This window comes from Paenibacillus sp. FSL H7-0737 (assembly GCF_000758545.1).
Classification (GTDB): Bacteria; Bacillota; Bacilli; order Paenibacillales; family Paenibacillaceae; genus Paenibacillus_AQ.
Map to the genome: position 1 here is coordinate 5,175,598 of NZ_CP009279.1, position 13,706 is coordinate 5,189,303.

Below are 13,706 nucleotides of genomic sequence, written 5' to 3' on the forward strand. Positions count from 1 at the left end.
TTCTTAACAAATAAATATAATTCGCTATTGCTCCACATTCTCCTGCAAAAGTATTAAAAGTTTTGTCATTTTATGTTGAAAATATATTTTTTCTTCTGCCGTTATAGGTTTTGGACCCTTAGAATAATGTCCCCGTCTTCGTTCCACGGCCCTGGCATGCCTGCCTTCCAACATAAAATCCATTTTGGAATCGTCATATTCCTGGCCACGAAAAGAAAGAACACTGCAACGTTTCCCTAGTGCAAGTGCTGCGAGACCATAGTCCCCAGTCAATACCACATCTCCAGCAGAAATATGATTGGCAATATATAGATCGGCGCTCTGATCTCCCCGGTCCACCTGCACAACCGTTACACCCTCTTCAGCTTTCAGTGCATGGTCATAAGAAGATACCATCAGTACCGGCACACCAAAGGCGCGGCCAACTTCAGCAATCTCTTTTTTGACCGGACAAGCATCCCCATCCACGACTATAGTTCTAGACCGGGACTTCTTCTCCATGATCATCACCAATTTCCCGTGTAATATATATACGCCCTTACCGCAAGAAATCCTTCTTTCTATGCATAAATACGGAACGGATGTCAAATGACGCATTGGCACCGTTCCGTATATTTATACCCCAAACCAACATTCTATACCATAAGACACAAACTTTTCTTATAGATGTTGTTCAAAAAGCTGTCCTTTGATCAAATGTCGAATCTTGAATTCAGCCGGGAACTCCGGTGCTCAGTCGTTTACCAAACGAGCTTGCCAAAATCAGCAAACGCCTTGGAGTCAGCATCAATACCAGCTAGCAAAGCTAAACGGTTAGCACGTACCTGCTCATCCTCTGCCATAACCATAACGGAATCGAAAAATGCTGTAACAGCATCTTTTAGACCCGAGAGAATACGGAGTGCTTCTTCGGCATTATTCGCGGACATCGCTTCAAGATACGGTGTGTGTAATTCCTGCCATGTCTTGTACAGCTTCAGCTCAGCATCTTCTTTAAGTAAAGAAGGATCAATCACTTCGCTGGTTGCTTTAGCTGCCAAATTACTGACACGAGTGAGTGAATCTACAGTAATTTTAAAGTCTGCTTGGTCTAACACAGCACCCATAAGCGCACGGCTTCTGCCCACAACATCTACCACGTTGTCAAAGCCAGCTGCTGTAACAGCGTCCACAACATCATAGCGTACATTGTCGGATAAAAGTCGTTTAACACGCAGACCGAAGAACTCGTACAGGTTTATACGTAGTTCATCGTCAGAATGTTTCGAATTCCCTGAATTTTTATGAATTTCAATCGCTGCTTCAAAAATCTCGCGCAGCGTAATCGGCAATTTATGCTCCAGCACGATTTGAACAATCCCTGCAGCCTGGCGACGCAGTGCGTAAGGATCCTGAGAGCCTGTTGGGATAATACCGATAGAGAAGCAACCTACAATCGTATCGATCTTGTCCGCAATGCTGACAACTGAACCGGCATCCGTCGATGGTACTGCATCACCCGCGAACCTTGGCTGATAATGCTCAAAGATTGCTTTTGCCACAGTTTCAGGTTCTCCTGCTTTGCGTGCATAATCTTCACCCATGGTGCCTTGAAGTTCTGGGAATTCATAAACCATTTGAGTCACAAGGTCGAATTTGCAAATATCAGCAGTCCGACTTACTTCAGAAAGGGTTATATCAGACAATCCCAACTTTACAGCAAGACGATCGGAGATTTGGCGAATACGACGCACTTTATCTCCAACACTGCCAAGCTCTTCATGGTAGACGATATTCTCCAATTTGGCTAGTGCATCATCAATCTTCATCTTTTGATCTTCTTGATAGAAGAATTTGGCATCTGATAGACGAGCACGGAGTACCTTCTCATTACCTTTAGCAATAACATCCAAAGATACTGCATTCCCGTTACGCACCGTTACGAAGAAAGGTAGCAGTTTGCCCGCTGCATCAAATACCGGGAAATACCGCTGATGCTCACGCATCGAAGTAATCAGCACATCCTGTGGAATGTTCAAGAAAGATGGGTCGAAGGTTCCGAACAACACGGTTGGTGTTTCAACTAGGAACAGTACTTCCTCCAAAAGATCCTCTTTGATCGCAATCGTCCAGCTTTTTTCTTCAGCCAATTGATTGATTTGTTTCAGGATCAATTCTTCCCGTTCCTTCACGTCTACAAGGACATGCTGCGCACGCATGCTCTCAACATATTGTGCAGGCTCCGAAATTACAGTCTCTGTGCCCAGAAAACGATGTCCACGGCTCACATTATCCGCTTTTACATCCGTAATTTCCAAATCAATAATATCTTTCCCGAAAAGAGCAACTAACCAGCGGATCGGACGCACGAATTTAAAATCGTAAGCTCCCCAACGCATGTTTTTCGGAAAAGTCATCGCATTTACAATCCCTAAAAGCCCTTCTGAAAGAAGCGAAGCTGTCTCTACCCCAGCACTATTTCTAGTAGCATATATATACTCTACTCCAGCTAACTCTTTGAACGTAAATTGCTCCGGAGATACACCCTGACTACGGGCAAATCCTAAAGCAGCTTTGCTCCAGTCTCCGTTTGCATCCAGTGCGATTTTGCGTGATGGTCCTTTGACTTCTTCGCTGATATCCTCTTGCTTCTCAGCCGCATCCTTAACAAAAACAGCGAGACGACGTGGCGTTGCATAAGCAGTAACTCCAGCATGGGTAATCCGTGCAGAATCCAACCACTTGGATGTTCTATCTTGCAGCTGTTCCATCGCAGCGCGGATAAAACGTGCAGGAATTTCCTCCAGACCGATCTCAAACAGGATATCTTTAGACACGGTCAGCACCTTCTTTCTTCAGCAGCGGGAAGCCAAGCTTCTCGCGTTCCTCAAGATATGTTGCCGCTACAGAGCGGGCAAGATTACGCACTCGGGTAATAAATCCAGTCCGTTCAGTAACGCTGATGGCTCCACGTGCATCCAGCAGATTAAAGCTATGTGAGCATTTCAACACGTAATCATAGGCAGGGAACACAAGATGCTGCTCCATCGCTCTACGCGCTTCTTCTTCGTACATGTTGAACAGTGAAAATAGCATTTTTACATCAGATACTTCAAAGGTGTAAGTAGAATGTTCAAACTCCGGTTGATGAAAAACATCACCATAAGTCATGCCGCTAACCCATTCAAGATCAAATACATTTTCTTTATCTTGAATGTAGGATGCTAGCCGCTCCATTCCGTAAGTAATTTCTACGGCAACTGGATTGGCCTCAATTCCACCGACCTGTTGGAAGTACGTAAACTGAGTGATTTCCATACCATCTAGCCATACTTCCCATCCTAGACCTGCACAACCCAGTGAAGGGTTCTCCCAGTTATCCTCAACAAAACGGATATCATGCAAGAGCGGATCAATGCCGAGTGCTTTCAAACTATCCAAGTAAATCTCTTGAATGTTATCAGGCGATGGTTTGATAATGACTTGAAATTGATGATGCTGATACAAACGGTTCGGATTCTCCCCATAACGTCCATCGGATGGGCGACGTGAAGGCTCTACGTACGCAACTCTCCATGGTTCAGGACCTAGTGAGCGTAAAAATGTCATAGGGTTCATCGTACCGGCGCCTTTTTCAGTGTCATAAGGCTGTACGATAATACAGTTCTGTTCAGCCCAGAACTGCTGCAGCGTCAAAATCATCTGCTGAAAGTTCATAATACCGTCTCCTTCGCTTTACAAGTTTTTTAGTTCATCTTGCTTAAAACTTCTTACCATGGAGGCGGCATTTTTCGCTCCTGACAGCAACAAAAAACCCCCGCCCCCATGCCTGATTAACAGACATAGGGACGAGAGCTTAACTTATTCTCCCGCGGTTCCACCCTACTTGATTCCATTCCTTGATTCAGCAATATCACTTGCTAAAGACAAGAACGAAATCCACTTTCATTCGCCATATCCGTACTCCCGGGTGCCATGTTCATGAACATTGTCCCGCCAGGCTCTCACTACCCCCAGCTCGCTGAATCGCAACAATATCGCTCATTACTTTCCCGATCAATGCACGTTCTCCCGAAGTGGAGCAAAACGGCGATAATCTTATAATTAAACTGTTCCTATAGTAACGGAAAAATCGGATTTCGTCAAATCTTGTACTTGTCGAGCTGATCCAGGAAATTCTGTGATTTTAGCTTTAATCCAAGCTGCACATCCATAAAGGCACGCATAATTTTTTTTAGCTCATCACGGCTGCTTTCTTTGACATCCACATTCCCTAATCTAGTTAGATCAAGTCTGGCGAATAAGCGTAGTAATTTCAACGCACGAGCAGAGACCTCCATTGCTGGCGGATCATTATGTTTACAGCTGCGGCAGAGTGCTCCACCAAGGCGAGGGCTTATCAGCAGTTGTTCATCAGGCTTTTCTGCTCCACATATCACACAGGTGTCGAACTCTGGACCATAACCGGCTGCTTGCAAAATCTTCATTTCATAAACATTTATGATAACTCCAGGTTCCTTATCTTCTTCAAGTGCGTTCAAGCAGGCCGTAAGCTGGCGAAACCAGAAGCTCCCCGTCTCCTCATCATGCAGGACTTTATCAAGCAGTTCACAAGCGTATGATGCATATGCTGCTTTAATCAAATCCTCACGCAGAGGGTGGTGAGACTTCGTGATCTCGCCGGAATTCAGCGTTCCAAGACCTCCGTTATTTCTAAAAAAAACAAATTCCCCGACGGTGAACAGCTGGATCAGGGCAGCATGGCGGCTCTTAACCTTCTTAGCACCTCGTACCAGAACTCCTACTTTCCCGGCGTTCTCGGTGCAAAGCGTAATAATTGCGTTCCCCTCGCCGTAGTCCATGCTGCGGATGACGATCCCTTCCACCCTGTGTAGCATGCCTCTTCCCCCAACCATTCGGCAAGCAACCAGTCCTTATTGCGCTTCTTCATCACAGACCTTCTCTTCTTCCACTAGCTGTAATCCACTGTCTTCAAGTGGATAGCCAGCTTCCTTGTATAGCAGGTAAGCATCGACGTCTCCTGTCATTGCAAAATACTTCCACGAAAAGTTTCGCATTCGTATTCATCCTTTCTTGGGAAAGACGATGTCTCTTCAAGAATTAGGATGTGCGATGAGCCAGGTTCTATCCTTGCAATTCCTGCCAAACGAGGAATGACGGATAAAGATCTTAAAGGTCTTTATGGAAGCCCAAATCCCGCAGAACGCGGTCCTGATTACGCCAGTCTTTTTTCACTTTTACCCATAGCTCCAGAAAAATCTTCGAACCCAAAAGGTTCTCAATGTCAGTTCGAGCACGTCTGCCAACCTCTTTCAGCAGCGCACCTTGCTTACCGATAATGATCCCCTTCTGAGAATCACGTTCAACAAAAATAACGGCAGACACATGCACAACACCATTCGGCTCAACCCTCATATCTTCGATAGCCACAGCAATGGAATGCGGTACTTCTTCGCGCGTCAAATGCAGAATCTTCTCACGAATTAGTTCTGCGCACACAAATTGCTCAGGGTGATCCGTAATTTGATCTTCTGGGTAGTATTGCGGACCTTCTGGTAAATACTTAGCGACTTGCTCTAATAGCGTGTTAACATTGCTACCCATCTTGGCAGAAATTGGAATGATTTCAGCAAAGTTATGCAGCTTGTTATATTGAGCCATAAGTGGGAGCAATGCTTCCGGCTCTATTTTATCGATCTTGTTCAGTACAAGAATAACTGGCGTCTTAAGTCCGTTTAATTGCTCAGCAATGTATCGGTCTCCACCACCCAAACCATCTGCAGCATCCACAAGGAACAGCACAGCCTCAACTTCACCCAGCGTGCTCATTGCAGTTTGGTTCATGTAGTCGCCTAGCTTGGACTGTCTTTTATGAATACCTGGTGTGTCCAGGAACACGATTTGCGAATTATTCGTTGTATAGACCCCATGGATTTTGTTTCTAGTGGTCTGTGGCTTATCCGACATGATTGCAATCTTCTGTCCAATAACCTGGTTCATGAGTGTCGATTTGCCTACGTTCGGTCTGCCGATAATTGCGACAAAGCCTGATTTGAATTTCATATTATCTTCCTTCCATACTTTCCTTCTAGTTCAATCTTTTTCAATCATTCAATCTTTTTTAAAGCTTTTTCGATCCCCCTAAATCCCCCTTAGCCAAGGGGGACCCCAAGGGCCCCGGCCCTCTGGACACCCGGAAATAGGCGTACCTGCAACGTTCGGCGGAATTAGAAACGGTCGTGCATGAGCGCTTTCGTCCCCTATCGGGGACACGCTTCACTGTCGCTTATTCACACGGTTCGCAATAAGCTCACCATGGATAAAGATTACTGAGATGCAGCTTACAGGCAGGGTTTCAAGTTACGATGTGCAAAGAATCGCTAGCGGCTTCGCCGCGGCGCTCACCTCGTAATGTTACTCTAACAACACATAATTTGCATCATTCTAGCTTAATTGATGATGACTGCACAATTTTAATTGTACTTTGTACAACTAATTTGAGTTTGAATTTATGTTTTGGTGTTTTAGTTGTATTCTGCGCAATTAAATCCTGTCTTAAGAGCCAAATATAGACTATATCATAAATTTAATTGCACTATCTGCAACTAAATTCATTTTTGTGCGAAAGAGTAGCATTTAACTGTACATTGTGCAATTAAAGTAGCAACCTTCGTCTAACTATACCTGATTCGCCTTTAAACAGGCATTAAATCAAACCCTCATTTTATTCTGGAGCTTGTCCTTGCTTCAGATCTACGGGACCAAAAGCTCCGGGAAGTAATTCTCCCACCGTGGTCTCAACAATATCGCCCTTCATGTTTCCAAGGATAACCTTCATGTCGGGTGAACACAACTCAATCAGAACTTGGCGGCATACACCACAAGGAGATACGGGGCCATCGGAATCGGCAACAACGGCAATTGCCTTGAAAGAACCGATAGCATGACCGTCGGCAACGGCACGGAATAACGCAGTCCGCTCTGCACAATTGGTTGGGCCAAAAGCAGCATTTTCTACATTACATCCGTGATGAATATGACCATCCTGATCAAGGAGGGCGGCTCCAACTCCGAATCGGGAGTAAGGAATATATGCCTTAGCACGTGCTTTAATCGCTTCTTGCATAAGAAGAGCGGAATCCATATTTGGGTCCTCCTAAAGTTTTGTTAGTATTACTTCACTGATTTGCTTCGTACAAAACTTGCTTCGAAAGCATCCACTTAGTTTTATTAGCATTACTTCATTGAATTTTCTTCGTACAAAACTCGCACCCTAAACATCTAGTAGCCAAAGAGGCGGAATCGCAAAACGCGGGTCCGCCTCTCCCCTGAATTGAATTGTAACCTGATTATGACATAAGTCCGGTAATCCAGTCCATCACCGGGTGGTAAAAAACATAGACCCCGACTAAGACAGCAAACACCGCCGTAAGAAGCACAGCTCCTGCGGCGGTATCTTTTGCCCTCTTAGCCAGTGGGTGAATCTCCGGCGAGATCAGGTCTACCGTCGCTTCAATTGCTGTATTGAGCAACTCGGCGGTTAAGACAAGCGTGATGGAGAAGAGCAGCAACATCCAACTGGCCAGCGGAAGTCTGAACACGGCAGCGGCAACAAGTACAACCACAGCCAAACAGCAATGCACCTTCATGTTAAGCTCGGATTTGAATGCCGACACGATGCCTTGCGATGCAAACCGAAAAGAGTGCCAGAACTTCTTATGTCCTACCGCCGTGTTCTTCACCATTAGCGAGTCAACCCAACCTGAGCTAGTACTGTCTCTTGCTTAGACATCATTTCAGCCTCTGAAGCTTCATCCTGATGATCATATCCTAACAAATGCAGAAATCCGTGCACAAAGAGGAAACCAAGCTCACGCTCCAGCGAATGACCATATTCCTGCGCTTGCTCCTGAGCACGAGTTACGGAAATGATGATATCTCCCAGTACATCCGGAACATCTTCCAGCGCTTCGCCTTCTTCTACTTCGTATATAATGTCCAGCTCGTCCTCTCCGCTTTCATTCATCGCAAAAGAAAGTACGTCCGTCGGACGGTCAATTCCCCGATATTCCAAATTCAACTCATGTATACGAACATTATCGACAAAAGTAAGAGCTACCTCGCCCCGATCGATCCCTTCCGCTTCACCTGCTTTTTGCAAAATATTCTCCAGCAGCGTAATGAGATCGTCCTTTATCTCGTATTCTTCCTGCTCGTTATCCCAAACGATCTCCAAACTCATGGGTTAGGTGCCCCTTCCTCTTTTTTCGGCTTACGCACATCTTCTGGATATTCGATCCGTGAATGGAAAATCCCCATGACCGTTTCTTTCAGCGTCCGTGCAATAATGTCCAATTCTTTAATCGTTAAATCACATTCGTCAAACTGATGATCATCCAGTCGACTTTTAATAATCTTCTCAATCATCGTTTCCACCTGCAGAACAGTTGGCTTACGCAAGGATCGCACCGCAGCTTCAACACTGTCGGCAATTCCTACAACAGCCGATTCCTTCGACTGGGCTTTCGGGCCAGGATAACGGAAATCTTCCTCGGTAAAATCAGGCTCGACACCTTTTTCTTCCGCCAGCTTCAGGGCTTTATGGTAAAAATAATGCAGGAACGTCGTCCCATGATGCTGCTCAGCAATATCACGAATCGGTTTGGGCAGCTTATATTCTCGTTGCATTTCCACCCCATCGCGGGCGTGAGCTACAATGATAGATTTACTAAGCTTCGGTTCAATAGAGTCATGTGGGTTTTCCATATTATTCTGATTTTCAATAAAATAAAACGGACGTTTTGTTTTACCAATATCATGATAATACGATCCTACCCGGCACAATAAGCCATCTGCTCCAATCGCTTCTGCGGCCGCTTCTGACAGGTTACCTACCATTACGCTATGGTGGTAGGTTCCTGGTGTTTCCGTAAGAAGCTTGCGCAATAAGGGATGGTTCGGATTAGACAACTCTACCAGCTTCAGGGCAGATAGAATACCAAAGGTAGCTTCAAAGAAAGGCATCAGACCAATCACAAGCACTGCAGTCAAAAGTCCACTCGCAAAAGCAAAACCAACGGCATACAGCGTGCTTACATCTTTCCATTCACCACCAGCTAAGAGGGTCAGCATAAAGACGGTCACACAGCCAAAAAGGGATACCATAATCCCGCCTTTTAATAATGTGGAACGCTGGCCTGCACGATGAGTGGCAAAAATAGCTACATAACAAACAACAATTGAAAAGAAGCCAAAGGTAAAATCAAACACCGAATTCTGCTGAACATTCAAAATGATACTGGCGAGTATACTGATCAGAATAGAACAGAAATACGCTAATGTCATATCCAGAAGCATGGTAATCAGCATAGCACCAATGGCTACTGGAGCCAGATACCCGAGATAGGAATGGACATCCGTCTGCAAAATTGCGGTCAACCGCATGGAGATGATCGTAATAACAAACACAAGCACCAGCATTAATAACTGGGAATTATTATACTTGAAGCCCGCAGTTCCGCCAGAGTAACGGATAAACACCATCAGACCCGCAGATAGCATGGTAGCAAGTAATAGCAATCCAACCTGAGGCCAATAGTTGACCTCATTGCTTAGCAGGCCATTCTCATCCAATAGGGCGTACAGCTCAGGGGTGATTTTTTGCCCTTTAGCGACAAGAACCTCCCCTTGCTCAATAAACACATCAGGTGTGTTCTCACGAGCCTGTACCTTCGCTTCCTTCGTTGCATCTTCGTCATAGAACTTATTGCTTGTAATAACGAGCCGGACTAACTCTTGCACAACCTCACGCGCCGTACGCTGACTCAGAGAGCTGATACTGACCTGCTCCGCCACTTTGGCGCGCGCAGTCTGGGCGTCCGTGATTTGATCGTTCATCAGCCTAGTCACAATATCACGAGCGACAGGCTTCATTTCGATAATGTCCTGAGAGGTCAGTCGCGGAATCTTAATGTAAGTTTCATCTGGAATGACATAGGTCTGCTCTTTTATGACAGATTGCATTTCTTCCAAAAGATGATCGGAATAAGTGCCTCCGCCCCGATTTGAGGCTATGAAATTCAAAATAAAATCACTGGCTCTCTGCGGGATTTCATCACGATAAATTTCAGTTTTATCACTTTGCGAAATCAGGTCATCCTGATTCAGGCGATCAATCCGGTCCAGCAGTGATGTCACAAGATTATCGGCCCGCATCGGGATAATTTTATACTTAGGAGATACACCTTCGGCTGCTTCTTCCGCTGCCTTTAGTGTTGCCTTCTTGTCCAAAATTTGCTTGGGCGCTGTTATCTCCTTCGCGCTGAGCGTATTCTCTTTAATATCGTACCGCTTAGGCAGTAGATCGGGCGACAGACTGAAGTAGAACACAAGTCCGAGTAACAGGAAAAGAGCATAGCGTGTCGCCGCGCTATACTTCCATCCGTTGTTCGTATATACAAATCCGCTTAATTTAGATGGTTGCTTTGAAGCCATGAAGACAATCCCCTTTATTGGAGGTTTTCGGCAGAGCGGTCATAGGCAACGATAATTTTCTGCACCAGGGAATGCCGTACTACATCCTGCTCCGCAAAATAAACAAAACCGAGTTCTTCTATGCCGGATAAAATCGCTTTAGCCTCAATCAAACCGGATTTTTTGCCGCGAGGCAGGTCAATCTGGGTAACGTCACCCGTAATCACCATTTTGGACCCGAAGCCGAGTCGAGTCAAAAACATTTTCATTTGCTCAGGCGTTGTATTCTGGGCTTCATCCAAAATAATAAATGAATCATCCAGCGTACGACCACGCATATAAGCGAGCGGAGCAATTTCAATCAATCCCCGTTCAAGTGCCTTAGCCACCTGATCGGGCCCCATAACGTCGTATAAGGCATCATATAACGGACGAAGGTATGGATCTACCTTTTCTTGCAAATCCCCTGGGAGGAACCCTAGACTCTCTCCTGCTTCTACTGCTGGGCGCGTAAGAATGATACGCTTAACAGAACCTTCTTTAAGTGCCGTAACTGCAAGCACTACCGCCAAGTAGGTCTTACCCGTTCCTGCAGGACCGATTCCGAATACAATATCACGCTTCTTGATCGTTGTCACATAATGCTTCTGGCCAATCGTTTTGACACGGATAGGCTTTCCACGAAAAGTTGTTGTAATTTCTCCCTTGAACAAATCGAGCAATTGATCGACTCGAAAGTCTTTCGCCAGCTCCACAGCGTACTGCACATCACGTTCAGTAAGTATGTAACCGCTCCGAATGAGGGACAGCAACACATTAAACAATTGTCCCAGCATGTCTACTTCCCGCTCCGCACCACGTATCGTTAACTCTGCTTCACGGGAATCAATAATAGCAGGAATTTCACTCTCGATGATTTTTAGGAATCCATCTTGCGGGCCGAACAGCGATTGCGCTTCTCCCGCATTTTGCAAAGTAATACGAATGCTTGCAGTCTGTTCTGACAAGTAGCCTCATTCTCCTCAATTGTTTACTATTGGCAGTTCTTCGGAAATTTTTTCTTCTACTTCAAAGATCACTTTCATATAAACTTTACCATTCTCTTTCTTCTCATGCAAAACTTTTTGACTTTTGATGACGCTATCAACGCCATAACGTGCCAAAATATCATTCTTCGCTCGCTCTATTCCCTTTTCAAATCCAGCCTCTGGAGTTAATGTCTCACTTGTTTCACTAATCTCCATTTCTTTCTCAGTCATTAGGCCCAGCGGCAGCTTAATGGACCGCCAGGACAGCGGATCATGCTCAGTAAGTGTTCGTGATTTCTCAAAAGGAGAATCGCCATAACCCCATAGCTGGATAGCCCATTTACCAAGCACCAGATAGGTTCGGTCCTTACGCTCCCCTGTATATGAGCTATTTGTTGTTGTAAGAGGCACCTCTATATTGTATTCATGCCACACTAGACCCTTAACTTCACCTTTAGCCACCACGTACTGTACATTCTCTTCGTCGCCTAAAGCACCCGAGATCAGGATATCCCCTTTTTTAACCCGTGAGTTACGCGCTACAACCGGTCTGCCCTGCTCCGCATATATTTCAGTTACCACCGCATCTGTTCTGCTAATCAAATGCCGCTGACTAAGCAGAGGTTTGATATCCGGCTGTTTAGATTCTACCACCTGAATTTTAATGCTCGTCCCCGTCCGCTGCACCCCTATCCATGAAACGCCGGGTAATTGGGCCAGGAGCCCCTTAGAGAGCTTGTCCGGCTCATCCAGACGCCATATCCATTGAAAAGGATACACCCCCTCCTGGCGAGCAGCTGCCAATATATCCTCGGAGGCAATTTTTTCATTCCCCTCGACTCTAATGCTCCATACCATCGTAGATAACATAAAGAGCATAATCCCGAATATCAATATTCCCATGCCAAAAAATTTACGTTTCCAAAGCCGCGCCATCAAAAAAGGCAGTCCGCTTCTTCCTGTAACATGCATCCGACAGCCTGTCTTCTTTAAAATCGGACGGAGGACATAAAAATCATTCAGAAGCAGCTTAAGGGAAGCGCCGCCCTCAGCGGGCCTCACATCCCAAATCACTATACCTGCTTCAGAAATGACATTAATGAATCTCTCCACCTGAGGCCCCGTCACATGCAGTGTAACGAATCCCCGCAGTGATGAAAGAGGTGGTTCCTTCATGATTTCCCCTCGCTTTCTTTATATCTGATCTCTCCGATAATGCCTTCTACTGCCAGCTCCTGACCAAGAATATTGCGAATGACAAGATCCTCGCCTGTGATTTCAAGCGATCCTTTAGCTAACGCGAGCTTAAGATGGCCCGAGGAAAAATGCAGCACGCCGCGATGATTCTCGATATACAGTTCCTTATTGCCGATCAGGGTGATCCGGGGCATTTCCTGTAGTAAGTCCTGTGGTAAATCCAACACCCCGTTTGTCCATCCCCGCAGCCTGCGGCCAATACGGGTCATAAGTAGACGCTCCCCCTTCCTGCCTTCTGTACACCTTATGCGGCAACGCTTTTGTTTATGAGAAGAACTCATAAAGGAGCACCTTTCAGGTATAAAAAACATAAAAAAAGCCTCAGCTTTCCTATCGTTAAGATAAGAAAGCTAAGGCTTAATTGTTACTTGCCGAAAGTTACGATCTTCGGGAGGAATGCGGCTGGCGAGCACGCGGAGGTCCTAGAATCTCCGCCCAAACCACACCATTACGCAGCTCATCCCTATTCCCTGTTCTATTTGACCGAACATCTGTCTCAGGGGATGAACTCTTCGTCTTCTTCGACCTGGGATCTGCTCCCGCTATTCCATCAAAAGCAGATTGAAGACGCCGCACCTCTTCCTGCATTCTTTGTGTGCGTAACTCAACTCCGTCATCAGCATGCTCCAAAGACATACCTTCTCCAGTAGAATAATCTGGTGTCGGGATGTACGCAGGCTCTGGAAAGGCTGGTGATGCGTCATACTCACGGGAGGATGTAGTAACAGGAGCAGGAAACCCGCTACCAGACTGTTCTGGCTGATCTCTGTTCCCGTCTACATCCTTATTACGGTGGAGAGGATTCCCGTCTCCTCCACCGAAGGTCGGCATCCCTCCGCGTGTAGTACCTTTGGGTTTGTTCTTCGTAGCTTTGTTCACATTGGATACAATCGCGAAGATAATAACCGCAACAATATAGATCCAGCTCATGGAGATTCACATCCCCTT

At 45.8% G+C, this 13,706-nt stretch carries 14 protein-coding genes; all 14 read right to left on the reverse strand.

The genetic code is table 11. From position 1 onward, the window contains the following. Positions 1 to 24: 24 nt before the first annotated feature. A complete protein-coding gene (locus H70737_RS22685) occupies positions 25 to 501 on the reverse strand; it encodes a YaiI/YqxD family protein (RefSeq protein ID WP_042194373.1) in 477 nt (158 codons plus the stop codon). A 239-nt stretch (positions 502 to 740) separates the two neighbouring features. Further along, on the reverse strand, positions 741 to 2,816 hold the full coding sequence (gene glyS, locus H70737_RS22690) for a glycine--tRNA ligase subunit beta (RefSeq protein WP_042190929.1): 2,076 nt from the start codon (positions 2,814 to 2,816) through the stop codon (positions 741 to 743). Further along, positions 2,809 to 3,696: a glycine--tRNA ligase subunit alpha gene (gene glyQ, locus H70737_RS22695; protein WP_042130314.1), complete on the reverse strand. Its 888-nt coding sequence runs from the start codon at positions 3,694 to 3,696 to the stop codon at positions 2,809 to 2,811. Before glyQ ends, glyS begins: the two co-directional genes overlap by 8 nt. Before the next feature lie 425 nt (positions 3,697 to 4,121). Beyond that, positions 4,122 to 4,877 (reverse strand): DNA repair protein RecO, encoded by a 756-nt coding sequence (gene recO / locus H70737_RS22700; protein WP_042190931.1) that lies wholly within the window; start codon positions 4,875 to 4,877, stop codon positions 4,122 to 4,124. Positions 4,878 to 4,913: 36 nt separating this feature from the next. Then, positions 4,914 to 5,057 carry a YqzL family protein gene (locus H70737_RS30460; RefSeq protein ID WP_076117313.1) on the reverse strand — a complete coding sequence of 48 codons (144 nt, stop codon included), beginning with the start codon at positions 5,055 to 5,057 and terminating at the stop codon, positions 4,914 to 4,916. Between the two features lie 112 nt (positions 5,058 to 5,169). Continuing rightward, on the reverse strand, positions 5,170 to 6,063 hold the full coding sequence (gene era, locus H70737_RS22705; RefSeq protein WP_042190933.1) for a GTPase Era: 894 nt from the start codon (positions 6,061 to 6,063) through the stop codon (positions 5,170 to 5,172). Between the two features lie 661 nt (positions 6,064 to 6,724). Then, the gene (locus tag H70737_RS22710; RefSeq protein ID WP_042190934.1) at positions 6,725 to 7,144 is read right to left on the reverse strand and encodes a cytidine deaminase; all 420 of its coding nucleotides are present in this window, start codon (positions 7,142 to 7,144) and stop codon (positions 6,725 to 6,727) included. Positions 7,145 to 7,349: 205 nt separating this feature from the next. Beyond that, positions 7,350 to 7,745, reverse strand: a complete 396-nt coding sequence (locus H70737_RS22715; RefSeq protein WP_042190936.1) for a diacylglycerol kinase family protein — start codon at positions 7,743 to 7,745, stop codon at positions 7,350 to 7,352. Further along, positions 7,745 to 8,242, reverse strand: coding sequence for an rRNA maturation RNase YbeY (gene ybeY / locus H70737_RS22720; protein ID WP_042190939.1), 498 nt, complete (start codon positions 8,240 to 8,242; stop codon positions 7,745 to 7,747). The genes H70737_RS22715 and ybeY overlap by 1 nt, the downstream gene beginning before the upstream one ends. Continuing rightward, a complete protein-coding gene (locus tag H70737_RS22725; protein ID WP_042190942.1) occupies positions 8,239 to 10,494 on the reverse strand; it encodes an HD family phosphohydrolase in 2,256 nt (751 codons plus the stop codon). Before H70737_RS22725 ends, ybeY begins: the two co-directional genes overlap by 4 nt. Positions 10,495 to 10,508: 14 nt before the next feature. Continuing rightward, positions 10,509 to 11,480 carry a PhoH family protein gene (locus H70737_RS22730; protein ID WP_042190944.1) on the reverse strand — a complete coding sequence of 324 codons (972 nt, stop codon included), beginning with the start codon at positions 11,478 to 11,480 and terminating at the stop codon, positions 10,509 to 10,511. 15 nt (positions 11,481 to 11,495) lie between these two features. After that, positions 11,496 to 12,677, reverse strand: a complete 1,182-nt coding sequence (gene yqfD, locus H70737_RS22735; RefSeq protein WP_042190946.1) for a sporulation protein YqfD — start codon at positions 12,675 to 12,677, stop codon at positions 11,496 to 11,498. After that, entirely contained in the window at positions 12,674 to 12,967 is a 294-nt protein-coding gene (yqfC, locus tag H70737_RS22740) for a sporulation protein YqfC (RefSeq protein ID WP_042190948.1), read from the reverse strand. The genes yqfD and yqfC overlap by 4 nt, the downstream gene beginning before the upstream one ends. Before the next feature lie 169 nt (positions 12,968 to 13,136). Further along, a complete protein-coding gene (locus H70737_RS22745; protein ID WP_042190949.1) occupies positions 13,137 to 13,688 on the reverse strand; it encodes a YqfB family membrane protein in 552 nt (183 codons plus the stop codon). Between the last annotated feature and the right edge of the window lie 18 nt (positions 13,689 to 13,706).

What these genes read in the sequence shown, in the direction of transcription:
- H70737_RS22685 (WP_042194373.1), bottom strand. Translation starts at nt 501, where the DNA reads ATGGAGAAGAAGTCCCGGTCTAGAACTATAGTCGTGGATGGGGATGCT.
- glyQ (WP_042130314.1), bottom strand. Translation starts at nt 3,696, where the DNA reads ATGAACTTTCAGCAGATGATTTTGACGCTGCAGCAGTTCTGGGCTGAA.
- recO (WP_042190931.1), bottom strand. Translation starts at nt 4,877, where the DNA reads ATGCTACACAGGGTGGAAGGGATCGTCATCCGCAGCATGGACTACGGC.
- H70737_RS30460 (WP_076117313.1), bottom strand. Translation starts at nt 5,057, where the DNA reads ATGCGAAACTTTTCGTGGAAGTATTTTGCAATGACAGGAGACGTCGAT.
- era (WP_042190933.1), bottom strand. Translation starts at nt 6,063, where the DNA reads ATGAAATTCAAATCAGGCTTTGTCGCAATTATCGGCAGACCGAACGTA.
- H70737_RS22710 (WP_042190934.1), bottom strand. Translation starts at nt 7,144, where the DNA reads ATGGATTCCGCTCTTCTTATGCAAGAAGCGATTAAAGCACGTGCTAAG.
- H70737_RS22715 (WP_042190936.1), bottom strand. Translation starts at nt 7,745, where the DNA reads ATGGTGAAGAACACGGCGGTAGGACATAAGAAGTTCTGGCACTCTTTT.
- ybeY (WP_042190939.1), bottom strand. Translation starts at nt 8,242, where the DNA reads ATGAGTTTGGAGATCGTTTGGGATAACGAGCAGGAAGAATACGAGATA.
- H70737_RS22725 (WP_042190942.1), bottom strand. Translation starts at nt 10,494, where the DNA reads ATGGCTTCAAAGCAACCATCTAAATTAAGCGGATTTGTATATACGAAC.
- yqfD (WP_042190946.1), bottom strand. Translation starts at nt 12,677, where the DNA reads ATGAAGGAACCACCTCTTTCATCACTGCGGGGATTCGTTACACTGCAT.
- yqfC (WP_042190948.1), bottom strand. Translation starts at nt 12,967, where the DNA reads ATGACCCGTATTGGCCGCAGGCTGCGGGGATGGACAAACGGGGTGTTG.
- H70737_RS22745 (WP_042190949.1), bottom strand. Translation starts at nt 13,688, where the DNA reads ATGAGCTGGATCTATATTGTTGCGGTTATTATCTTCGCGATTGTATCC.